At 62.1% G+C, this 22526-nt stretch carries 18 protein-coding genes; 7 read left to right on the forward strand and 11 right to left on the reverse strand.

The genetic code is table 11. The features are described 5' to 3' along the window. Positions 1 to 206 precede the first annotated feature (206 nt). Genes U4Z31_RS26825 through U4Z31_RS26835 form a run of 3 tightly spaced genes read left to right on the forward strand, consistent with a single transcriptional unit; the run spans position 207 to position 3922 of the window. The gene (locus U4Z31_RS26825; protein WP_321811880.1) at positions 207 to 1241 is read left to right on the forward strand and encodes a proline racemase family protein; all 1035 of its coding nucleotides are present in this window, start codon (positions 207 to 209) and stop codon (positions 1239 to 1241) included. Next, positions 1148 to 2785 carry an aldehyde dehydrogenase family protein gene (locus U4Z31_RS26830; protein ID WP_321811881.1) on the forward strand — a complete coding sequence of 546 codons (1638 nt, stop codon included), beginning with the start codon at positions 1148 to 1150 and terminating at the stop codon, positions 2783 to 2785. Before U4Z31_RS26825 ends, U4Z31_RS26830 begins: the two co-directional genes overlap by 94 nt. A gap of 51 nt (positions 2786 to 2836) precedes the next feature. Then, positions 2837 to 3922: a proline racemase family protein gene (locus U4Z31_RS26835; protein ID WP_321811882.1), complete on the forward strand. Its 1086-nt coding sequence runs from the start codon at positions 2837 to 2839 to the stop codon at positions 3920 to 3922. A gap of 158 nt (positions 3923 to 4080) precedes the next feature. Here U4Z31_RS26835 and U4Z31_RS26840 read toward each other — a convergent pair whose 3' ends face one another. From U4Z31_RS26840 to U4Z31_RS26860, 5 genes are all read right to left on the reverse strand, one after another. Further along, entirely contained in the window at positions 4081 to 5367 is a 1287-nt protein-coding gene (locus tag U4Z31_RS26840) for an MFS transporter (RefSeq protein WP_321811883.1), read from the reverse strand. Between the two features lie 139 nt (positions 5368 to 5506). After that, positions 5507 to 7288 (reverse strand): choline dehydrogenase, encoded by a 1782-nt coding sequence (locus U4Z31_RS26845; RefSeq protein WP_321811884.1) that lies wholly within the window; start codon positions 7286 to 7288, stop codon positions 5507 to 5509. A gap of 95 nt (positions 7289 to 7383) precedes the next feature. Further along, positions 7384 to 8121, reverse strand: coding sequence for an LrgB family protein (locus tag U4Z31_RS26850; RefSeq protein ID WP_321811885.1), 738 nt, complete (start codon positions 8119 to 8121; stop codon positions 7384 to 7386). After that, positions 8118 to 8492, reverse strand: a complete 375-nt coding sequence (locus U4Z31_RS26855; RefSeq protein ID WP_060344097.1) for a CidA/LrgA family protein — start codon at positions 8490 to 8492, stop codon at positions 8118 to 8120. The genes U4Z31_RS26850 and U4Z31_RS26855 overlap by 4 nt, the downstream gene beginning before the upstream one ends. Before the next feature lie 811 nt (positions 8493 to 9303). After that, the gene (locus U4Z31_RS26860) at positions 9304 to 10824 is read right to left on the reverse strand and encodes a CoA-acylating methylmalonate-semialdehyde dehydrogenase (RefSeq protein WP_321811886.1); all 1521 of its coding nucleotides are present in this window, start codon (positions 10822 to 10824) and stop codon (positions 9304 to 9306) included. Positions 10825 to 10940: 116 nt separating this feature from the next. Here U4Z31_RS26860 and U4Z31_RS26865 point away from each other — a divergent pair, with 116 nt between their 5' ends. After that, positions 10941 to 11894 (forward strand): LysR family transcriptional regulator, encoded by a 954-nt coding sequence (locus tag U4Z31_RS26865; protein ID WP_321811887.1) that lies wholly within the window; start codon positions 10941 to 10943, stop codon positions 11892 to 11894. 346 nt (positions 11895 to 12240) lie between these two features. Here U4Z31_RS26865 and U4Z31_RS26870 read toward each other — a convergent pair whose 3' ends face one another. The 6 genes from U4Z31_RS26870 to U4Z31_RS26895 form a co-directional block, all read right to left on the reverse strand. Continuing rightward, positions 12241 to 12870, reverse strand: coding sequence for an SDR family NAD(P)-dependent oxidoreductase (locus U4Z31_RS26870; protein ID WP_321811888.1), 630 nt, complete (start codon positions 12868 to 12870; stop codon positions 12241 to 12243). Between the two features lie 97 nt (positions 12871 to 12967). Beyond that, a complete protein-coding gene (locus tag U4Z31_RS26875; RefSeq protein WP_321811889.1) occupies positions 12968 to 13426 on the reverse strand; it encodes a MarR family winged helix-turn-helix transcriptional regulator in 459 nt (152 codons plus the stop codon). Positions 13427 to 13471: 45 nt separating this feature from the next. Next, the gene (locus tag U4Z31_RS26880; RefSeq protein WP_321811890.1) at positions 13472 to 14353 is read right to left on the reverse strand and encodes an NmrA family NAD(P)-binding protein; all 882 of its coding nucleotides are present in this window, start codon (positions 14351 to 14353) and stop codon (positions 13472 to 13474) included. Between the two features lie 159 nt (positions 14354 to 14512). Next, positions 14513 to 15121, reverse strand: a complete 609-nt coding sequence (locus tag U4Z31_RS26885; protein WP_321811891.1) for a glutathione S-transferase family protein — start codon at positions 15119 to 15121, stop codon at positions 14513 to 14515. A 67-nt stretch (positions 15122 to 15188) separates the two neighbouring features. Continuing rightward, positions 15189 to 15728, reverse strand: coding sequence for a nuclear transport factor 2 family protein (locus tag U4Z31_RS26890; RefSeq protein ID WP_321811892.1), 540 nt, complete (start codon positions 15726 to 15728; stop codon positions 15189 to 15191). A gap of 93 nt (positions 15729 to 15821) precedes the next feature. After that, positions 15822 to 16535, reverse strand: a complete 714-nt coding sequence (locus U4Z31_RS26895; protein WP_321811893.1) for an alpha/beta hydrolase — start codon at positions 16533 to 16535, stop codon at positions 15822 to 15824. Positions 16536 to 16632: 97 nt separating this feature from the next. Here U4Z31_RS26895 and U4Z31_RS26900 point away from each other — a divergent pair, with 97 nt between their 5' ends. The 3 genes from U4Z31_RS26900 (at position 16633) to U4Z31_RS26910 (ending at position 22504) form a co-directional block, all read left to right on the forward strand. Beyond that, positions 16633 to 17631, forward strand: coding sequence for a LacI family DNA-binding transcriptional regulator (locus U4Z31_RS26900; RefSeq protein WP_321811894.1), 999 nt, complete (start codon positions 16633 to 16635; stop codon positions 17629 to 17631). A 643-nt stretch (positions 17632 to 18274) separates the two neighbouring features. Next, entirely contained in the window at positions 18275 to 20557 is a 2283-nt protein-coding gene (locus tag U4Z31_RS26905; RefSeq protein ID WP_321811895.1) for a beta-glucosidase family protein, read from the forward strand. A 108-nt stretch (positions 20558 to 20665) separates the two neighbouring features. Beyond that, a complete protein-coding gene (locus tag U4Z31_RS26910) occupies positions 20666 to 22504 on the forward strand; it encodes a glycosyl hydrolase family 79 C-terminal domain-containing protein (protein WP_321811896.1) in 1839 nt (612 codons plus the stop codon). The last annotated feature ends 22 nt before the right edge of the window (positions 22505 to 22526 follow it).

Raw genomic sequence — 22526 nt, forward strand, 5'->3', positions numbered from 1 at the left:
CTAAACGGCTACTTTCCACCACACGCGCCATTGTGACGCTGCTATGATACACCTCGGAGACGAGATTTTTCTGAAAACGCGCACGGTTTCTGTAAAATCCTCGATGTCCCTGTAGTCGCGTTGCTGTCATGCGGGGCGGTTGTCGTGTGAACCTTGATGATGCGCGATTTGATATGTAATTGATTACATCCATGCGGAGACGGCGGATGCGGTGGAAGAACTACTACCAGGTCGTGAACTGCCACGCTGAGGGCGAGGTCGGCAAGGTGCTGACCGGCGGCGTGGTAGACGTCCCGGGCGAAACGATGTTCGACAAGCGCGAGTACCTGCGTCACCACCGGGACGATATTCGGCGTCTCTGCCTGTCTGAACCGCGGGGTTCCGTGGTCGACAGCATCAACATCGTGCTGCCGTCCGCTCATCCGGATACGCGCATCGGATTCGTGACCGCTGGCGCGACCGACTATCCGGTGATGTCGGGGTCCAACCTGATGTGCGTCGCGACCGTCCTTCTTGAAACCGGAATGGTTCCGATGCAGGAGCCTGAGACCCGGTTCGTTCTCGAGGCCCCAGCCGGGGCCGTTCAGATCACCTGCCAATGTTCCGGCGGCAAGGTGACGCGGGTGCGCTTCGTCAATCAGCCGGCGTTCGTTTTTTACGAGCAGCACGAAGTCCACGTCCCGGGCTTCGGGGCGTTGCCCGTCGACATCTCATACGGCGGCGAAACATTCGTGCAGATCGATGCGGAAATGCTGGGCCTGCGGCTCGAAGCCGACGAGGCGAAGGAGTTGAGCGAACTGGGAGAGTTGATCAAGTGTGCCGCCAGCCAGCAACTGCAGGCTATCCATCCGATGAATACGGCTCTGACGGGCATCACGCAGGCCCAGTTCATGGGCCCGCTCACGCGGACCGAACGCGGTATTCGTTCGCGTAATGCGGTGATCGTCTCACCGGGGCGGCTCGACCGGTCTCCCGGCGGCACGGCAACGTCCGCGCGGCTCGCACTTTTGCACCGCCGCAAGCAGATCGCGCCCGGCGATATCTTGATCCACGAATCGATCATCGGGACCTGCTTCGAGGGTTCGATAGAGCGACAAACTCAGGAAGGTCCTTATCCCGCAGTGATTACAAGCGTTGCCGGACAGGCATGGATAACCGGCATGCACCAAGTTTGCTTAGATGCCACCGATCCGTTGGCGTCCGGCTACACCCTCTCGGACACGTGGCCTCAGATGGTCTGAGCCATGCGTTTTTCTTTGTCTTTTGTGGTAATCGATTACAGGAGTCTAGCATGACACGTCGTTACGATCTTTGGATCGATGGTCAATGGCAAGCCGCGAGCACGCCGGAATCCGTCGCGCGGTATTCGCCCGCCCACGGCGACAAACTTGCCGAATATGCGGCAGGCGGCGCGGCCGACCTCGATCGTGCAGTGGGCGCGGCGCGCGCGCGCTTCGACGATCAGTCGTGGTCGCGGCTGCCGGGTGCGACCCGCGCCGCGTTGTTGAACGCGTGGGCGGCGCTGATCGAACGCGATGCGGAGAAACTTGCCCGCATCGAGGCCGAAGAGGTCGGCAAGCCGATCCGGTTCGCGCGCGGCGAGATTGCGGCATCGGTCGACCTGACGCGTTATGCGGCATCACTCGCGTGGCAACTGGGCGGCGACGCATTCAGTAACCTCGGCGCGGACAAGCTCGGCCTCGTCACGCGCGAGGCGCGCGGCGTCGTTGGCATGATCGTGCCGTGGAACTTCCCGCTGGTCACGTTGTTCCAGAAGCTCCCGTTCGCGCTGGCCGCCGGTTGCACGACCGTCATCAAGCCTTCGGAGTTGACATCCGGTACGGCGCTTGAAGTGGCGGCGCTCGCGAAGGAAGCCGGTATCCCGGGCGGCGTGATCAACGTCGTGACCGGCACGGGCCCGATCGTTGGGGAGGCGATGTCGAAGCACCCCGGTGTCGACATGGTGTCGTTTACTGGTTCGACGCTGGTCGGCAAGCAGATCGCGCGCAATGCGGCGGAAACGGTCAAGCATGTCGCGCTCGAACTGGGCGGCAAGGCGGCGAACGTCGTGTTCGCCGATGCGGATCTCGATGCCGCGCTGGACGGCGTGCTGCTGGGGACGATCCTGAACCAGGGCGAAGAGTGCGTGGCGGGTACGCGACTGCTGATCGAGGAATCGGTGGCGGATGCGTTCGTGAGCAAGTTGGTCGAGCGCGCGAAGCGTGTCGTCGTTGGTTTGCCGCTCGACGAGCGCACCGATATCGGCGCGCTGATCCATGAGCAGCACTTGAACAAGGTGCTGGACTATATTCGGATCGGGAAGGAAGAAGGCGCGACGCTGGCGGTCGGCGGCGAACGCGTGACGGCGAACGGTCTCGACAAGGGCTTTTTCGTCGATACCACGATCTTCACCGGCGTCACGCCGTCGATGCGGATCTTCCGCGAGGAGATCTTCGGGCCGGTGCTGACGGTCACGACGTTCAAGGACGCAGACGAAGCCGTGCGGCTCGCCAACGATACGAACTACGGTCTGGGCAACGGGTTGTGGACCAAGGATATCGACAAGGCCATTACGGTATCCCAGCAACTGCGCAGCGGTACCGTATTCGTGAACACCTACCTGGAGTCCGCCCCGCAGATGCCGTTCGGCGGCTTCAAGGAAAGCGGGGTGGGGCGCGAGAATGGACTCGACGGACTGCTCGAGTACACGGAGGTCAAATCGACCTTCATCAAGCTCGGCAAGCGTGCGCCGGCGTTGCCCGCGACGGTCGTCGACGCGAACTGACGGGCGAGGTTCGCCGGTTTCGTCGCGCCGATGCGACGACCGGCGGCGGGTATGATCGGGCCGGCTCGGTGGCGAGCCGGCCGCAAGACAGAGCGAAAAATGAAACTGAAGCGAATGGTCAACGTCGTCGGCGTCCATACTGGCGGCGAGCGCAACGACGTCATCACCGGTGGCGTGCTCGACGTGCCGGGCAACACGATGTTCGAAAAAATGCGCTATCTCGAGACGCAAGGCGACGATCTGCGCAAATTTCTGCTGCATGAGCCGCGCGGCAGCGTCACGCAATGCGTGAACCTGGTACTGCCGCCGTGCAACCCGGAAGCGGACGCGGGTTTCGTGATCATGGAGGCCGAATACTATGTGCCGATGTCGGGCAGCAACACGATCTGCACGGTCACCGCGTTGCTCGAGACCGGCATGATCCCGATGCAGGAGCCGTACACCGACGTCACGCTTGAAGCGCCGGGAGGCCTAGTGCGCGTACGTGCCGAATGTCGCGATGGCAAATGCGTGAACGTGCGTTTTTCGAACGTGCCGTGTTTCGTGTTCGGCCTCGACCTGCCGGTCGAAGTGCCCGGTCTCGGCACCCTGAAGGTCGACGTGGCCTATGGCGGGATGATCTATGTACTCGTCGATGCGACGGCTGTCGGCTTCGCGATCGAGCCCGACGAAGCAGGACGCATGGTCGAAATCGGCGAACGGATCAAGGCTGCCGCCGCCGAGCAAATCCCCGCCGTGCATCCTGAAAATCCCGAGATCCACACGATCAACCAGACGCTCTTTGCTGGGCCGCTGCAGCGGGGCGCCGATGGCGGCCTGCGTGCGAAGAACAGCGTGATCGTATCGCCGGGCCGAGTCGACCGTTCGCCCTGCGGAACAGGAACCAGCGCGCGCCTCGCTGTCATGCATGCGCGCGGGCAGATCCGGCCGGGCGAGCGTTTCGTGCACGAATCGATCCTTGGCACAGAGTTCATCGGCGAGATTGCCGAGACGCTGTCGATCGGCGGCCAGCCGGGCATTCGCCCGATGATTACCGGCAGCGCATGGATCACCGGTTACCATCAGTACGTGCTCGATGCGAGCGATCCTCTGCCGACCGGTTATACGCTGAGCGATTTGTGGAGAAAGCCTGCGTGATCCGTTGCGCGCGCATGTAATGCCCGGGCTGCTGCCCGGGGGCTGCGCGCATCCGGCATCGCCAAGATGCCGCTCTGGGAAGTACGTTGGCCGGAGAGCGTCACTACGTCGCGCTCCGGCTTGCGGTTGTCGCAACGCGCGACAGACCATACCCGATTTCAGATCCGGTCCTTGATCCGAATTCCGAACGCGAATACTGCGGCGGCCGCGATCGCCAAGCATGCACTGATGAGCAGGCCGTTTGCGAACGAGTGCGTGCGGTCCACGATCAGGCCGGTGATCACAGGTGCGGCCGATCCGCCAAGATAGCCGCCGAACGTCAGTACGCTGCCCATCGTGGCAACCAGCCGGCTCGGCACCATCACGCCGACGATGGCCCAAGTGCCGACATTTGCAAAATAAATCGAGAACAGCGCGCCCGAAATTGCGGCGACCGCGAGTACCGGCGTGTGTGCCGCCGCAGCGGCGGCCGTGAACATCGCGGCGACCACGAGGCCGATGCACGTCGGGATCTTGCGGCTCAGCGAAACACTGTATCCCTTGAGGGTCAGGAAGTCGATGAAGGTGCCGCAGGTCAACTGGCCGAGTGTTCCGGCCGCGTACGGAATGGCTGCAAGCCATCCGGTCTTGGCGATGCTCACGTGCTGTTCATGCTCGAGGTAGGCTGGCAGCCATGACACATACAGCCAGATCATGTAGATCACGCCCGCCGAGCCGAGCATCATCGCGATCGTGTTGCGCTGGAACATCAGTGCGCGCCATTCGGCGAATCCCGGGCGCGAGGCGTGTGCCTGATCATCTTGTTCTGCCGTGCCACTCGTCCCTCGATCGGTAGTCCGATTCCGGTAGACGGCAAACCACGTCAGCGCCAACCCGATGCCCAGCACGCCCAGTGTCGCGAACATCATCCGCCAGCCTACTGCGATCAGCAGCAGCGTCAGCAACGGCGGTGCAAGCGCCGGCGCGACGGTCCCGGCGATCAGGAACAGGCCGGTCGGTCCGCCGCGTTTTTCCGCGGGGAACCATTCGCTGACGATCTTCGCGCAGGCGGGATAGTGTGGCGATTCGCCGACGCCGAGCAACGCGCGTCCCAATAGCAATTGCTGGAAGGTCTGGACGAAGCCACACGCGAGCTGTGCAGTCGACCAGAACAGCAGACCCAGTCCGAACACGATCCGTGCGCCGAGGCGGTCGAGGATCAACCCGATAGGCAGCTGGGAAAACGCATACACGATCGAGAACGACGACATCAGCATGCCCATTTGTGCGGCCGAGAGCTGTAGTTCCGACGCGACGAGATGATTGGCAACCGATAGCGCGCTGCGGTCGAGGTTGTTGATCAGCCCGGCGCCGATCAGGAATGCGATCGCGACTGTCGCGCCGCGGCGGCGCGTGTCGCGATCGTCAGGCCGTGCGATTTCGGGCGGCATGGAAAGCTGGTTCATGGAGGTTTCAACGCGTTCGATTGGAGGCCGGACTGTGCCCGGTCGGTCATCAAAAAAAAGCCGTGAACGACGAATCGCGTTCACGGCCTGAAGACCACGCGACCGGCCCTGTCGGAGGCAATCGCGGGACAAGCGGGGTCTAGGCCGCTTTGTAGTATTCGGCTTTGCTCGCCGGCGGTTCCGAGCGGCCGCGAATGTTGTCGGCGATCTTTTCGGCCATCATGATGACCGGCGCATTGAGGTTGCCGCTGACGATTTCGGGCATGATCGACGCGTCGACCACGCGTACGTTGTCGACGCCGTGCACGCGCCCCTGCGCGTCGACCACCGCATCGTCGCCCGTTCCCATCCGGCACGTGCAGCTCGGGTGGTAGTTCGTTCCGGCCGTTTCGCGCAGATAGGCGAGGATCTGCTCGTCGGTCTGGACAGGCCGGCCGGGCGTGACTTCGTCGCCGCGCAGTGGCGCCCATGCCTGCTGGCCGACCACGTTGCGGATTGCGCGTACCGCAGCAATCGCGTCGCGCCGGTCCGTTTCGGTCGTCAGGAAGTTGAACACGAATTTCGGCGGGGCCAGTGGATCGGCGCTGTCGATCCAGACGCGCCCGCTGCTGGTCGGGCGCATCAGGCTGAAGAAGTACTGGAAGCCGTTCTCCAGTTTTACGTTGCCGTGCTGGAATTCACCGAGCATCGGAATGAACTCGAACTGCACGTTCGGTACCTTGATGTCGTCCTGCGTGCGGATGAACGCGCCCACCTCGAAGAAGTTGGTGGCGCCGAGCCCCTTCTTGAACAGCTTCCACTGAACGCCCAGTTTCAGCTTGCCGAACGTCGTCAGCTCCCGTGCAGCCGAGACGTTCTGCGTCGCGCGGTACTGAACAGGAGCGGCTAGGTGATCTTTCAGACCCTGGCCAACGCCGCGCAGGTCCGACACGACGTTGATCGACAGGCGCCGCAGGTCGTTGCCGTTGCCGATGCCGGACAGCATCAGGATCTGCGGCGAATGGATGGCACCGCCGCACACGATCGCCTCGCGCGAAATGCTGATCCGCTTCGTTTCGGAACCGACGCGCACCAGCACGGCGACTGCGCGCTTGCCCGCGAACTCGAGTTTCAGCACTTGCGCCATGCTCCAGACATGAAGATTGTCGCGCGGTGGCGCTTCGTGCAGATACGCGCGGGACGTGCTCCAGCGCAGGCCGCGGTGCACGTTGCGCTGCGTGATGTGAACGCCTTCCTGCCGGTAGGCGTTGTGGTCGTCCACGTGCGGCAGGCCGGCCTGCTTGCCTGCTTCGAGAAATGCGCGATACAGCGGATTGTCGGCGCGACACGTCTCGATATGCATCGGGCCGTTGCCGCCGCGATAGTCGTTCGCGCCTTTGTCGAAGGTTTCGGCCTTGCGGAAGTACGGAAGCACATCCGCATAGCTCCAGCCCGCGTTGCCCATCGCCTCCCAGTTGTCGTAGTCCCACGGGTTGCCGCGGACCCAGTTCATGCCGTTGATCGACGAACAGCCGCCGAGCACGCGTCCGCGCGCTTCGTAGATCTTCCGCTCGTTGAGGCCCGGCTCGGGCTCGGAGTGCATGTACCAGTTGAACTTGTCGTCCATCAGCGGGAAACCGAGGGCCGCCGGCATCCGGATATAGGTGCTGGTGTCCTTGGGGCCTGCTTCGATGAGGAGTACGCGCGTGCCGGCATCCTCGGCCAGACGTGCTGCGACGACGCTGCCTGCCGAACCGGAGCCGATCACCACGTAATCGTAGTCGGTGCGGATCTGCCGGCGATGAATGTCCTGCATGGTGTTGCCTCCGAAAAATTCTGAAATAAGACCGTGCCGTGCTGTCGCGGCTGTAGGCTCGCTAGCGCGTCTATCACGACATCTCCAACGCGCATACGACTTTGATGCGGATTCTATGCCTCGCAAAAACGAATGTAAAGGATTACATTTATTCGACTTTTGGGAAGGCGATGAGCCTTAGGTGCGCGATCTCTAACGCATGGTAGGAACGTAGGATAGTGTTAATGGAGCCAGTTCGAGACGACTGACATCAGCATCGGTGCGACCACCGCGGTCAGTACCCCGTTCAAGCCCATCCCAAGTCCCGCGTAGGCGCCCATCGTCGCGTTGACTTGAAAAGCGCGTGCTGTGCCGATTCCATGTGACGCAACCCCGAGCGCAAATCCCCGAACTTCGGGCGCTGAGATGCGTAGGAGGTTAAGCAGCGAGCGTGCGGTCACAGCGCCGAAAATGCCAGTGCAGATAACCAAGACGGCGGTGAGCGACGGGATGCCACCGAGACGTTCAGCAATCGCCATCGCGATTGGCGTGGTCGCCGATTTCGGCGCAATGGATGCGAGTGTGCGATGCGAAGCGCCCAGCGTGCCCGCGATGATCAATGCAGAAATGACCGCGGTGGTTGAGCCCACGGTCAGTGCACCGAGGAGAGGTAGCGCGGCTTTGCGAAGGTTTGCCCATTGTCGGTAGAGCGGGAGCGCTAAAGCGACTGTGGCCGGGCCAAGCAGGAAATGGACAAACTGTGCTCCGTCGAAGTAGGTTCGATACGACGTCCCACTCAACGCCAGGGCTGCTACGATAAGCACGATGGAGATCAGTACCGGATTCGCGAACGGACTAAATCGTGCCCTGCGGTAAATCGCCTGCGCAGATAGATACGCGACGAGCGTCAACGTGAGGCCAGCGAGCGGCGACGCCGCGAGATAGACCCAAAGGGCGGCCAACTTTTGTTGCGCAATCACGATGCATGTCCTGGTCGGTTGTTACATTGCGACGTGAGGCGCGTCAAATACTGCATGGTCATCGCAGTCACGGCGATTGTGAGCAGCGTGCTAAGCGCGAGCGACAGAGCGATGGGCAGGAGATCGCCCTTGATTCCATCGACGGTCGACATTACACCAACGCCAGCCGGAACGAAGAGAAGAGATAGGTTTTGCAACAGGCTGGCGGCAGTTGACTCCAGTGTTGTCGCGAGCGACGGAAAGATGTGGAGGCTGACAAGAAGGAGTAGCATGCCGATGACCGGCCCTGGTACGGCGAGTTGCAAGAGATATGTCAGTCCTTCTCCTAGACATTGGAACGTTAGGAGAACCGCGATCGATACAAGTGGCATGCTGGGAAATCGAGTGCGAGAGTGGAGCAGAAGATTTGCCAGAGAGCGGTACCCGATTGGATGTTGAGGGGAGCTTGACGGGGGCCTTCTGGAAACTAGATTATACAGCAAATGTAATCCATTACATATAGCTCGACTCGATCGGTGGTCGGGCAACGTTTTGGGGCCGGATGGAATTTATCGAAAGGCAGGCACGTGACCAATGAAGTAGGGCAGATGTTCGAGTCCGCGCAATGCCGCCCGCGAGCGTCCAATGGCCGCATGCATCGTCCGGAGTGAACGAGTCGCGTGTGGGTAGATGCGCCGGGGTATGGCCGTGTGAGGCCCGGCCGCTATGCGATCGAATTGCTCACAACATAGCCCAATGGGCAGTCCGCGCACACGGATATGGGCCTTGGGAGGGTACGCCGTGTCGGTGCTGCGCGCCGATTTGAAAGGTGTGGGCTGACGCTCGCGCGGCGAGCGTTCCTGACGATACGAGACATCGCGCGATCGCCGCGACAACTGTGGGTCCGGTCGTTGCGTTGCGCCCCTCGACTCGTTCTAAATAGTCTGTCCAGCAGCCCAATGCTTGCAACGCCTTGCGATCGAGCAATTCTTCCTCGTGACACCCTTAAAGTCAGGCGTGAGGTTGCGCTATCGCTCTCCAAGGCTCCACGGTTTCCTGCGATGAACCAAAAAAATGCGACATCCTTTCGGATGCCGCACTAAACCCCAGCTCTCGCGACGGAGCCCACTCAGGACGACGAGCGGGGCCCGCTCTCTTGGGTCCTGACATTGCCGATTCGAGGAACCAGCAAATACACTGCACTTATTTCGCGGTCGGCATTGCGAATTCCGCACCCTTGCCGATGCTCGACGACCAGCGCTGCATGATCGATTTTTGCTTCGTATAGAAGCGTACGCCTTCTTCGCCGTATGCGTGCATGTCGCCGAACAGGCTCTTCTTCCAGCCGCCGAACCCATGCCACGCCATCGGCACGGGAATCGGCACGTTGATGCCGACCATGCCGACCTGGATGCGGCGTGCAAATTCGCGCGCGATGCCGCCGTCGCTCGTGTAGCAAGCGACGCCGTTGCCGAACTCATGCGCATTGATCAGATTCACGGCTTCGGCAAAATCCTTCACGCGCACGCAGGCAAGCACCGGCCCGAAGATTTCTTCCTTGTAGATGCGCATATCGGTCGTCACGTTGTCGAACAGCGTGCCGCCGGTAAAGAAGCCTTGCTCGTGGCCCGGCACCTTCAGGCCGCGACCGTCGACGACGAGCTTCGCGCCTTCCTGCACACCGATGTCGATGTAGCCTTCGATCCGCTTCAGCGCCTCACCGGTGACAATCGGGCCCATTTCGACTTCCGGCGACATGCCGTCACCGATGACGAGGGTTTTCGCGCGCTCGGCGAGCTTCGCGACGACGCGATCGCCGATGTCGCCGACCAGCACTGCGACGCTGATCGCCATGCAGCGCTCGCCGGCCGAGCCATAGGCGGCGCCGATCAGCCCGTCGACCGCTTGATCGAGGTTCGCGTCGGGCATCACGACCATATGGTTCTTCGCGCCGCCGAGCGCCTGCGCGCGCTTGCCGTTTTGCGATGCGCGCTGGTGGACGTAGTGCGCGATCGGCGTCGAGCCAACGAAGCTGACGGCTTGCACGTCCGGATGATCGATCAGCGCGTCGACCGCGTTCTTGCCGCCTTGCACGACGTTGAAGACGCCCTTGGGCAGGCCCGCCTCGGTCAGCAAATCGGCGATGAACAGTGCCGCCGACGGATCGCGCTCGCTCGGCTTCAGCACGAACGTGTTGCCCGTTGCGAGTGCGACCGGGAACATCCAGCACGGCACCATGCACGGGAAGTTGAACGGCGTGATGCCCGCGACGACGCCCAGCGGCTGGCGCATCGTCCAGTTGTCGATGCCGGTGCTGACCTGATCGGTGAAGTCGCCCTTGAGCAGTTGCGGCACGCCCGCGGCGAATTCGATGATGTCGATGCCGCGCGCGACTTCGCCCTGCGCGTCGGAGAACACCTTGCCGTGTTCGGCGGTGATGATCGCGGCGAGCGTGTCGCGATGCTCGTTCATCAGTTGCAGGAAGCGGTGCATCACGCGCGCGCGGCGGATCGGCGGCGTCTCGGACCACGCCGGGAAGGCGGCTTGTGCGGCGGCGACGGCCTCGGCGACCTCGTTGTCGTCGGCGAGCGCGACACGGCGGGCGGGCTTGCCGGCTGCCGGATTGAATACGTCCTGGAAGCGGCCGCTTGCGCCCGACACGCGGGCGCCGTTGATGTAGTGGCCGACGTCGTCGGACGAGGTGAAGGCGGGAACGGTGGTCATCAAGTCGTCTCCTGATCCGTGGTCCTGATTGAGAAGGCCTCAGTCTAGGCAAATGACGGCGGCTGGAGAAGACCACTACAATTGATTCACTGTTCAGAATGCTGAATAATCGAGCGATGAATTCTCAAAATACCCAAGCCCTTTGGCCGCACATCCATTCCCTGACGGTGCTCGCCGTGACCGGGAGCTTCACTGCTGCGGCGCAGCGGCTCGGTATCAGCAAGGCGGCAATGAGTCAGCGCATCGCCGATCTCGAGGGGGCAGCCGGCGTACCGCTCGTGCGGCGGACAACGCGCAGTGTGCGGCTCACGGAGGCGGGGCAGACGCTCGTCGACACCACGCGCGAGGCATACGAGACAATCGAGATGAACTTCGCGCGTGTGAAGGATCTGGCCGGCGAGCCGCGCGGCCTCGTGCGCGTGACAATGCCTGTTGCGCTCGGCCGGCAGCAGATCGTGCCGCTGTTTCCGGCCTTCATCGAACAGTATCCGGGGGTGCGCATCGAACTGGAGTTGTCGGACCGGCTGTTTTCGTTGTCGCAAGAAGGCTTCGACCTTGCGATTCGTCATACGACCACCGCGCCGCAGACGCACGTCGCGTGGAAGCTCTGCGAGACGCGTTCGCTGCTTGTCGCGAGCCGCGAGTACCTGGCGCGACGCGGCACCCCCGACCATCCAAACGCGCTCGTCGCTCATGATTGCCTGTGCTATTTGCGCGGCAACGAGCCGACCGCATGGAGCTTCGAGCCGCGTGACCGGCGGCGCGCGCGCGTGAGCGTGCCGGTGCGCGGCTGTTTCGCAGCGAACAATAGCGAAGCGATGCGGGAGGCGGCGCTCGGTGGCCTCGGCATCGCGTTGCTGCCGGATTTCAGCGCACAGCGCGACATCGACGCGGGCCGTCTCGTGCCGCTTCTGGGCGCCTGGCGTCCATCGGGCGCATTCGGAGACTATATCTTCGCAATCCGTCCTTACAGTCCAGTCGTGCCTAGCGCAGTGCGCGCGCTGGTGGAGTATCTACGGGGTGAGTTGAGTGGAGGGTTCTCGCACGCTATCGCAGCGTCTCGCTCCTGAAATTGCCTCGGATTGCGCGCCGGCACGACAGGTGGTGCCTTTGCGCTTGCGAACGGGGCCTGGGCTAGTCGGACGACCGAGTGTTGAGCATCACCGAGGACACGAACAGAGCTTCAACAGTCGCCTGTTGACGGGGCTTCGAGAACTACATAATTATCACTCTCGTCGGACCGCATGCCAGCATCGTGGCGGCTTGTAGGGAGTCCCGAACGCAACCGAGCCCGTGAGGGCAACTTTTAGGGCATTTTGGCGGGAAACTGCTCGGCGTCCCTTTTTGCCATCAGGCCATTACGATCGATATTGGATTGCCGCTGAGCCGAATATGGGTAGGATTGTGGGTAGGAGGCTATCTGCAACTGCGGGAGTCTTTCCTGGCGGGTCTCCGCGAGCGATGGTTGTAGTCGGCTGCCTTCGGCCCGTCGAAGTCCCGCGTGAGATCGGTGTCGACGAAGCCGACATGCACGCCGACCACCTGGATGCGTCGCTTCGCGAGGTGGACCCGGACGTTGTTCGTATAGCTCCACGCGGCCGCCTTCGACGCCGAATACGGCGCGAGGATCGGCACGCTTCGCCACGTGACGTCCGACAGCACGTTGATGATGCCGCCCGTGCCGTCGCCGGGCAGCGATGCCTGGAACGCCTGCGTCGTGCGCGCGAGGCCGTAGTAGTTGGTCTCGAACAGGCGCCGTGCCTGGGCTTCCGCATCGTCCGCGAACGGCGATTCGGCAATCTCGGCGATGCCGGCGTTGTTGACGAGCAGCGTCACGTCGGACGCGATTCCGGCGGCCGCAACGACGGACGCCGGATCGGTCACGTCGAGCCTGACCGGCACGATCCCCGGCTCGCTGAAGCGGGCCGGATCGCGGACGCCGGCATACACCCTGGCGGCGCCGCGCGCGAGCGCTTCGCGGGCAAAGGCCAGACCGAGCCCACGGCTCGCGCCGGTCACGAATACGACTGAATCCTTGATCTTCATCGTTTGACTCCATCGATGGATGAAACGGCATGGCTGAAGATCCGGAAAGAGGGTGCGGCTCGTGCGGTTTCGACGACCGCGCGAGCCGGAACCGCATTCATTCCGGGGAAGACGGAGAATCGGCCCCGACCTGCATCTGCGTGAGGCTGCGACGCAGCACGTCGACGTGTTCCGCGCCGTTCAGAATCGCGAACTGGCGCTGCGCTTCCCGCCACAGCGGCGCCGCACGCTCGAACAGCTTCACGCCTTCCGGCGTGAGCTCGACGATGCGAATGCGGCCGTCTTCCGGGGACGGCCGCATCGTGACGAAGCCGTCCCGCTCCAGCACGCCGACCATTTTTCCCATCGCCGTGCGCTCGATGTCGAGGCGCTCGGCGAGCGCATTGACCGACGCGCTGTCACGCTCGTTCAGCGTCGCGAGTATCAGGAACTGGGTGATGCGCAGGCCGGACGGCTGGAGATGGGCGTCGTACAGACGCGAGATCTGACGGGCGGCCTTCCTCACCGTAAAGCAATTGCATTGGTCCACACCGATGGGTTGGTCTTTCGCCCGCATCTCTCTTCTCCTTGAAGTCGGCCAATTGCCGGGGTCATGCGCATGTCACGCAAATGCGCCGCGGTACTTCTCGATGAAGGCCGGCACCGACAGCGCGGGGGTACCGGTGATCTGCTCGACGACATCGTTGGTACCCTTGAAAATGCCCTCGCGATAGTGCTGGGCAACTTCGACCAGGTGCTGCACGAGGAACGGAGGGAACTGGTACTGCTGCTCCATCTTGTGCTTGAACACCTCGATCGAAGTCGGAGCATATTCGATCTCGACGCCGAGCACGTCGCTCATCAGCGCGGCGATCTCGGTGTGATTCAGTTCCACCGGGCCGTGAAGCGTGTAGGTCCGGCCTTCGTGGCCGGCCGGATTCGCCAGCAGATGCGCGATCACGCGGCCCTGATCGTCCGAGCTGATCGGCGCGTGGCGTCCGTCGGCGAACGGGAACTCGATCTTCCTCGTGGCGCGGATCTCCTTCGCGAAGTGCGGATACACGAGCCAGTCCGCGAAGAAGGTGGGGCGCAGGTGCGTCGTCGGGACGCCCGACCAGTCGAACACGCGCTCGGAAATCCAGTGGTCCTGCGCCGCGTGGCTGGTCGATTCGCGCCGGGCCGAAATCTGCGACATGTTCACGATCGCGCCGACGCCCGCTTCCTTCGCTGCCTGCGCGAAATTTGCGGCGGCACTGACGATGCCCGGTGCGATCGGATGCAGGAAGTAGGCGGCGCTGACGCCTTCCATCGCGGCGTGGATCGCGTCGATGTCGGTGAAATCGCCGACCGCGATGTCGACGCCGCGTGCGCGCAGCGCGGCCGCGCGGTCGTCGTCCGAGCGCACGTAGGCGCGCACGCGCCGGCCCATCCGCAGCAGTTCGTCGATGGCTGCACCGCCGGTGCGGCCCGTTGCACCGCTGACGAGAATCGATGTTTCGTTCATGGCTGAAATCCTCTGTGAAATTGAGAGCATATGCTCCTGTCAGTCAATATAGGAGCATATGCTCTCATGTGCAAGTTTTTAATTCGGGACCGCAACGGCATGGCGACGGAAGGGATGTACCGGCCTGCCGGGGAGACAAGCGTCCGGAGCCGTCTGTCGCTAGAACGCCGCCATGCCGCGGACGACGCCGGGCCGCGCGCCGATCCGCGCGTACCACGCGTGGAGCCGCGGCAAGGCGGACCAGTCGAGGTCCTGCGTCACGGCGAAGACACTCGTGTACGCGGCGATGTCCGCGAGCGTGAACGTGTCGCCCGCGATATAGGGGCTGCTGGCCAGGAATCGCTCGGCCTCGACGAGCGCATCGATCGAGCGGCCGGCCAGCAGCCGGGCGCCCGGTTCGTTGCCGTGCTGTGCAAGCGCGAAAGCGCTGCCGTTCGGTGCGATCACTTCCGTGACGAAATAGAACAGACGATCGAGGAACAAGGCGGCCTGCCGGCCGTGCTCGGGCGCGAGGCGCTCAGGTGACCGACTTGCCGCAAACAGCATGATCGCGTTCGATTGGGTGAGGACGAGCGCGGCGCCGGCGGGGTCGTCCTCGACCATGACCGGCACGAGACCGCGCGGGTTGAGCGCCCGGAACGCAGCGGACTTGTGCGCGCCTGCCTGCAGGTCGACCTGGAGCGCGGCATACGAAAGGCCGGCTTCCGCCAGCGCAATCGCCGCCCTGCGGCAGTTGCCTGTTCGTGCGCCGTAAAGAAGGATTGCCATGAGCGGGCCTCCGGTGGGTCGTCGGCGCGGGTCGTGACGCCGCGCGAACGTCGAATGGTCCAGAGCTTCATGCGCCGGGCAGGAACGGGCGGATCGCTGCGGCGGAAATGTCGCGCGGCGTCAGTCGGCGATTCGTCGTCGAGCCGCCGATGTAGCGCTCGGCGATCCGCCAGCCGTCACCGGTCCTGCGAAGCCGGTCGAGCATCGGCGAATACATCCAGATCATTGGCAGGTCGTCGCTTTCGGTGAGCTCGCCGTCACTCATCTGGGGCGCGTCCTCGGGCACCGCGTATCGAACGAGGAGGTTGTGATAACGAACCGCGACGAGCCCGTTTTCCTCTTCGTCAACGATGTGGCCCGTGCCGCAGCGACTGACGCCGGGAACCAGATAAGGATAGATCTCGGTGAGAAAGTGGCGGATATTGGCTTCGCCACTAATCTCGCCTTTGAAATGGATGACTTTCGCGTCCTCGGTAAAGGACTGGATCATGTTCTCGAGATCCCATGTCTCGAACAGCCAGTTGACCCGGTTGACGAAATCCACCGCACTCGCCCGCGTGTCCGGATCGATCCTGCGCACCGCGATTATCCTGGGGAAGAAACGCATGCTGACCTCCTGCACTGAATGGTTGGCAACGACACTGGGCCGAGCGATGGCGGCGATCGATTCAGTCGGCCATCACACGGAACTTTCCGGATGTCACTTCCGCATTTGCTCCATGAATTGCCGAATAGATGCCGCGACGGCTGACGGGTTTTCGAGCGGCGACAGGTGTCCCGTCCCGGGCAGCACGAGCATCCGCGCATGTGGGATGCGCGGCAGCAACTCACGCTGCAACGTTGCCGGCTGGTCGACCTGATCACGTTCCCCTGCGATCACCAGCACGGGCACGTCGATGGACGACACGTCGGCCGTAATATCCTCGATCATGCCACCGAGTGGCCGCGCAACCTTGGCCTGCGGGGCACCGCCCAGACTGTCGACGATAACCTGCTCGCGAAGCGCGGGTGACAGTGCTTTCGCGGTGAGCACATTGTCGAGCGCCCACGCGATCGACTCGCGCGTGTCGTAGATCTTGGCCATTCCGGCGCGCTGCTCGTCGGAAAACTGCATCGGCGACGGCGCCACGAGCACGAGGCTTTCGAGCCCCCGCGGCCGGCGCGACGCGAACAGTTGCGCGACCTTGCCGCTCATCGAATGGCCGACGATCACGTAGCGATCTCCTTCTCGACGCTCGCCAACTTCACATCGTCCCGAGCACCTCTTTGCGAAGTGGGTGCAACGCCTGCACGGGCGGTTGTGCGTGCAAATCTGGCGGCTCGCCTCGGTTGCGCGCCAACGATGCCAACATTGGAGGAGACGAATTTGCGACTTAGCGTCCTGATTGGGGGGCAATGCGTAGCCTGCGCTCACTGTGAAAACGGGTGAGTTGATTGTCGGGGGCGCTCGCGAGGCGCGCGAGCTGTACCTTCTGCGACAATTGCCGGATTCCCGAACTCCCTTCCGTTTTATGAAGAACCCAACCCCGACGATCCGCGATGTGGCAACGGCAGCCGATGTCTCGGTCGCGACCGTATCGAAATACGTTAATGGGACCAAGCGCTTCTCGCCGGAAGTGGAGTCTCGCTTGAAAGCTACAATCGAAAAGCTGGGTTACCAAACGAGTCCCCTTGCGCGGTCGATGATCACCGGGCGCACGCGTACCATTGGCCTCGCGATTCTGGATATCAGCAATCCGCACTTTGCCAGTGTCGTGAAAGGAGCCAACCGGGTTGCGCTGGCGCACGATTACACCTTGCTGCTCGTTGATACAGAAGAAGACCCTGCACGCGAGCGTTCATTGATCGAGGCACTCGCGCAACGTGTGGACGGCTTGATCGTGAGTTCACGCCTGTCGGAGCGGGAAGCCGGCTGGATGCTGAACTTAAAGAAGCCGGTCGTGATGCTGCGGCATCTGGATGAACTTGCCATTCCGACAGTGGGTATTGACAATCGTCTTGCTACCTATATGCTGGCCCGGCATCTGCTCGACCTCGGACATCGGAAAATCGCCTATTTGGGGTTTGGCCAGGCGTCGATCGATCCCGAGCGGATTCGCGGCGCAAGCGAATGCCTGGCGGAGGAGGGGTTGTCTCTGGATGTATACGATGTCCACGCACCGACAGCATTGGCAGGCGAGCAAGTTTGCTCGAGGATTCTCCTGGGCCCGCGCCGCCCGCAGGCGGTGATCTGCTACAACGACCTGATTGCGCTGGGGTTCATGAAAGGCGCGAAGGCGCTTGGATTCCATCTACCGCGAGACTTTGCGGTCACGGGAATCGACAACGCGCCCTATGGCGAATATTCAGAACCTGCGCTGACGACGGTCGACACTCAGAGCGAAAAGATGGGCGAGATTGCGACTCGAAAGGTATTCGAAGCGCTGTCCGGACAGCGCGACGCTACGCGTGTTTTGCTCGAACCGCGCCTGGTTGTACGAGACTCGACGTCAAATCGTCCGCGGTCCTGACCGCCCGACTCGGAGGCACAGAGCCGACGCGTGGTCGAAAAGCGTCTCGCCGGATTCCCTCCTCTGCCATCACGCGTCAATAGCGTGCAAATCGAAGTAGTGCACCCGTTCCCCGATGTCTCGACGGATAAACGATTACCCATTTGAGCCGAAGCTGCTCGGGTTTGCGTACAGTCGGACGGATTTGTAGGCGTTAATACCGACTAGTCAAACGAGGGGTACCGCCCTACTCTTGGATAAACGTTTTCCCAATCTTGCGCGCATGCCATGAGAAACAGGCGGCATCAGCGGAGCCGAAACGATGGCGCGCCGGGTGATATCGCAATCAAATTTCTCGCGGTATGTCGTCGCGGGCCGCGTGCCGACCCGTCCTGGGATTGATGGGCGGAGACGCATCCATCGCGGATCAAAGCGTTGGAGTCGGCGACCAGGTGATGAAGCGGTGAAATAAATAAGCAGTACAAAACATACGAAAGAGTCCATAGGGAAAAAGGAGCGAGACATGGGAATTTCGGTCAGGAAGTCGGGGGTCTGTCTGGCAGTGGGGCTGACGGTGCTGTTAGGCGGGTGCGGGGGCAGTAGCGATAGCACTTCGACTGCATCATCGCCGGCCGGCAATTCATCGCCATGGATGGATACGTCGTTGACGCCCGAGCAGCGCGCTGCTTTGCTGGTAGCTGCTATGGCACTGCCCGACAAGGAAGAGCAACTGGTGGGCGGCCCCGGCGTAATTTCCGAGCTTCCCCAATGTTTTGGCGCGCGCCATGTTCCGGGACTTCCGAAATACCGTATTCCCACGCTCCGCATTACCAATGGGCCGGTCGGCATCGGCCAGAACGATTGCGTTCCCGCCGGCTCGGCGTCGAGCGGTGCCGCGGCAATGACAAGTGCTGCCTCGGCCAAGGCGACCGCATTGCCGTCCGCGATTGCGGTGGCTGCGTCGTTCGACCACGCTGTGGCGACGCAATTCGGCGACGTGATCGGCAAGGAAGGCGCAAACCTCGCGCTTCACGTGTTCGAAGCGCCGGGCATGAACTTGGCCCGGCTGCCTGTCGGCGGCAGAAACTTCGAGTACATGGGAGAGGACCCGTATCTCACTGGCACGATGGGCGTCGCCGAGATCCAGGCGGTCCAATCGCACGGCATGATCGCGATGGCGAAGCATCTCGTCGCGAACGAGCAGGAAACGAACCGGATGATCATCTCGGAAAACGTCGACGACCGGACGTTGCACGAGCTCTACATGCTGCCATTCGAAATGGCAGTCAAGGACGGGCAGGTTGGTGCCGTCATGTGCTCGTACAACTCCGTCAACGGCTTCTCGATGTGCGAGAACAAGCACATCCTGGCCGACGTCCTGCGTGGGCAATGGGGTTTCGGCGGTTACGTGCAGTCGGACTTCTTCGCCGCGCACAGCACGGCCGGAACGATGCTCGCCGGGCTGGACAACGAAATGCCGGGCGTAATCATCCCAGGAGTGGCGACTTGGTGGACGCCGGACAAGCTGAACGCCGCGCTCGCCTCCGGCGCGATCAAGACGTCGGATATCGATACGGCATTGGCTCGCCGCTACACGCAGATGTTCAAGGCAGGCATCTTCGACCGTCCGCTGGTTCAAACGCCGATCGATACCGTGGCAGACGGGGCCGTTGCGAAAGCCATCGGCGAGCAATCCGCGGTGCTGCTGCAGAATGACGGCACGCTGCCTTTGAGCAAGGCAGTGCAGAACATCGTGATCGTCGGGAAGGCTTCGCAGGTGTTTGCGCAGCAAGCGGTGGCCGGAGGCAGCAGCGTTGGCAACCCGATGGGCTCCGGCGGCGGGAGTTCGGACGTGGTCGCGCTCTATACCGTTTCGCCGTTGCAAGGGATGCGGGACGTACTCGCGAATCTCGGCAATACGACGGCGAAGGTTCATCTCGTGCTCGTCGACGACTCGAACTCGAACGCCACGATCGACGGCAGTGCATCGACGTTTGCGGCGGCCCAGTCGTTGATCGGCAGCGCCGATGCGGTCGTGGTGATGGCCGGGTCGATTTCCGAAGAGGGCGCCGATCAATCAACGTTCGTCGATGCGACCGGCCTGAGTCTCGACGCCGGTAAATATCTCAACACGCTCGACTGGTACGGGCCGAAGGCCAGCGCAATGACGACGACCAGCACCGTCAAGAGCAGCAATACGCTTGCGATGATCCAGAGCGTGGTTGCCGCGAACGCGAAGACCGTGCTTGTGCTCAAGGACAACGCGGTCGAGGCGCTCGATCCGACGCTGCTTAAAGGCGGCGCGTCCGCGCCGGCCGCGATACTCGAAGCCTGGTTCCCGGGGCAGGAGGATGGGCACATCGTCGCGGATCTTCTGTTCGGCGTGACGAATCCGTCAGGGAAGTTGCCAGTGACGTTCCCCCAGGTCGGCCAGGGGTTCATGGACTCGATCAGTGCCGCGCAGTACCCGGGCGTCTCGGTCAACGGAGTGCCGACTGTGACGTACACCGAAGGGCTCAAGGTGGGTTATCGCTGGTATGACGCGATGAGCAAGAGCCCCGCGTTTGAATTCGGGTTCGGGCTTTCCTATACGACATTCACGATCCAGAACGCGGCCGTTTCGCCAGGAAGCAACGGGACGTATAACGTGACCGCGTCGGTCACCAATACAGGGAAGGTTGCGGGGGCGGAAGTCGTGCAGGTCTACGTTGCCTTGCCGTCATCCTCGGGTGAGCCGCCGAAACGCTTGGTCGGGTTCCAGAAGGTTGTCCTGAATCCGGGCGCCTCGCAGACGGTCACGATCTACCTCAACCCGAGCGCAAACAATCATCCGTTGAGCACCTGGGACAAGGACGCGCAACAGTGGTCACCTGCAGCCGGCGCGACGACGGTCTATGTGGGTAACTCGTCCAGAAATCTCGGCTTGGCTGGGACCATCACCCAGTGACACTAGTCCGAATGCAATTTGGCGGTCTGGCCGGTTTCGCCGAGCGTGATGAAAGGCGATGACCGCCATTTACCCATATTCACAATTCCATACTTCAGGACGAATGTCATGAAAAGAAACAACGTGGATCGGATTCGCGCGAAATCCGTTGCGGCTGCTCGGCGACCACTGGTAGGTTTGTTGTGGCTCGTGCCGGTTCTAGGCTCGATATCGATCGCAGGATGTGGCGGTGGGGTGGGGAGCGGCAACACCGCGCCAGTGATTCAGCGGTTCGAAGCGAGTTCGCCGAGGATCACGGCCGGTCAGACAACCACGCTATCGTGGGAGGCGGATGGCGCGAAATCCGTTTCGCTGAGTGGCGTGACTGCTACGCCGGCCGCTTCGGCCGTCGTGGCGCCTTCGGAGACCACGACCTACCATCTCACCGCAAGCAATGGTCCGGACGCTTCCACTTCCCGTGATGTAACCGTCACGGTTGTGCCGGCCGCGACGATCGGAAGCTTGACCGTGGATCCGGCGCAACCGGGCAGGGTGATTCCCGCCGGTTTCCTCGGGTTTTCGCATGAGTGGGGTCAGGCGCAGCTGTTGATGGGATCACCCTCGAGTCCCAATCCCATCTACAGGCAATTGATCGCCAATCTCGAGGCATATGGTGGAGGGCCTGTCTCGTTACGCGTCGGCGGCAGTTCAACAGATAGCACCGGGCAGCCCGACGCCGATACGGTTGCGCCGTTCGCACAAATGTATGCTGACAGCAGGAGCATGCCGGCCGGCGTTTCGTTCATTTTGGGCGTGAACTTCAAAGCGGGCGACGTGGCACTGGCAACGAGCCAGGCGACAAGTTACCTCAACAGGATGCCGACGGGATCAGTGCAGGCGATCGAAATCGGGAACGAGCCGGATCTTTACCAGAACACGGCCTACCCCTTCTCGACGTTTCTGACGGACTTCCAGACTTTCGGGCAGAGCATCCGGACCGCGAAGCCGGGGACCATGCTCGTGGGTCCGTCTATCGCACGCTTTCCCAATACGCAGTTGTCCAAGCGCCTGCCGCCGAGAACCGACTTCGCTACGACGGATCAGTTGAACACGTTTATCCAACAGGAGGCGCCGTCGCTCGCGCAGGTCAGTTGGCATGCATACGTTACGGCCGGTGCCAACGCAGGAAATACCGTTCCGTCAGGCTTCCTGCTTCAGCCGACTTCCTCCACGCTTAAGCCGTCGCTCGTCGCGCCATACGTGCCGCTGGCCACCGTCGCGGGAAAGCCGTTTCGAATGGCCGAGATGAATTCGCTGTCGTCGTCGGGCCAGGATGGCGTGAGCAATGCGTTCGAAGCAGCGCTTTGGGCGACCGATACGATGTTCGAGTTCGCGAATGTCGGAATTTCAGGCGTCAACTTTCACAGCAACAACTGGAACAGCTTCAACCAATGGGACGCTTATGCGGCATTCCATTTCGATGTTCCCCAGTCCCAGTATGTGGCCTCGAAGGCGATTGCCCCGCCAGCCGGGACTCAGTTTTCGCAGCAGTATTCGCTCCGTGAAGTCCAGTCCTTGTACTACGGAATGTTGCTATTCGCCAAGGCGACCTCGCATCAGGGAAAACTGTTGCCGGTCAGCCTGCAGACCAGTGCCAACGTGAAGACCTGGGCAACGCTCGATCCGATGACAAACGTGGTGAATGTGCTCGTGTTGAACAAGGATCAATCCGCGTCCGGTGTGGTGAAACTCGTGGTCCCCGGATATAGCTCGGGCGTTGTTACCCGGCTGATGGCGCCGTCTTTCAGTTCCAAGGGGGGCATCACCCTCGGGGGCCAGACATTCGATGGTAGCCAGGATGGAAAGCCCGTCGGAATCGAATACGGAGAGACGGCCAGCGCGGTGAACGGCACATTCATGGTTGCCAGCGGTGCAGCCAGTGCGTTTTTGCTTACCTTGTCGAAGTAATGCGCACTATGTGTCGGGTACC

Source organism: Burkholderia sp. BCC1985, from assembly GCF_905339915.1.
Classification (GTDB): domain Bacteria; phylum Pseudomonadota; class Gammaproteobacteria; order Burkholderiales; family Burkholderiaceae; genus Burkholderia.

Excerpts from the sequence above, each read along its gene's own strand:
- U4Z31_RS26855 (WP_060344097.1), bottom strand. The coding sequence starts at position 8,492 with ATGCCACTTGTATCGATCGCGGTTCTCCTAACGTTCCAATGTCTAGGA.
- U4Z31_RS26880 (WP_321811890.1), bottom strand. The coding sequence starts at position 14,353 with ATGAACGAAACATCGATTCTCGTCAGCGGTGCAACGGGCCGCACCGGC.
- U4Z31_RS26835 (WP_321811882.1), top strand. The coding sequence starts at position 2,837 with ATGATCGGGCCGGCTCGGTGGCGAGCCGGCCGCAAGACAGAGCGAAAA.
- U4Z31_RS26885 (WP_321811891.1), bottom strand. The coding sequence starts at position 15,121 with ATGGCAATCCTTCTTTACGGCGCACGAACAGGCAACTGCCGCAGGGCG.
- U4Z31_RS26910 (WP_321811896.1), top strand. The coding sequence starts at position 20,666 with ATGAAAAGAAACAACGTGGATCGGATTCGCGCGAAATCCGTTGCGGCT.
- U4Z31_RS26840 (WP_321811883.1), bottom strand. The coding sequence starts at position 5,367 with ATGAACCAGCTTTCCATGCCGCCCGAAATCGCACGGCCTGACGATCGC.
- U4Z31_RS26875 (WP_321811889.1), bottom strand. The coding sequence starts at position 13,426 with ATGCGGGCGAAAGACCAACCCATCGGTGTGGACCAATGCAATTGCTTT.
- U4Z31_RS26870 (WP_321811888.1), bottom strand. The coding sequence starts at position 12,870 with ATGAAGATCAAGGATTCAGTCGTATTCGTGACCGGCGCGAGCCGTGGG.
- U4Z31_RS26830 (WP_321811881.1), top strand. The coding sequence starts at position 1,148 with ATGGATAACCGGCATGCACCAAGTTTGCTTAGATGCCACCGATCCGTT.
- U4Z31_RS26900 (WP_321811894.1), top strand. The coding sequence starts at position 16,633 with ATGAAGAACCCAACCCCGACGATCCGCGATGTGGCAACGGCAGCCGAT.
- U4Z31_RS26865 (WP_321811887.1), top strand. The coding sequence starts at position 10,941 with ATGAATTCTCAAAATACCCAAGCCCTTTGGCCGCACATCCATTCCCTG.
- U4Z31_RS26825 (WP_321811880.1), top strand. The coding sequence starts at position 207 with ATGCGGTGGAAGAACTACTACCAGGTCGTGAACTGCCACGCTGAGGGC.
- U4Z31_RS26860 (WP_321811886.1), bottom strand. The coding sequence starts at position 10,824 with ATGACCACCGTTCCCGCCTTCACCTCGTCCGACGACGTCGGCCACTAC.
- U4Z31_RS26890 (WP_321811892.1), bottom strand. The coding sequence starts at position 15,728 with ATGCGTTTCTTCCCCAGGATAATCGCGGTGCGCAGGATCGATCCGGAC.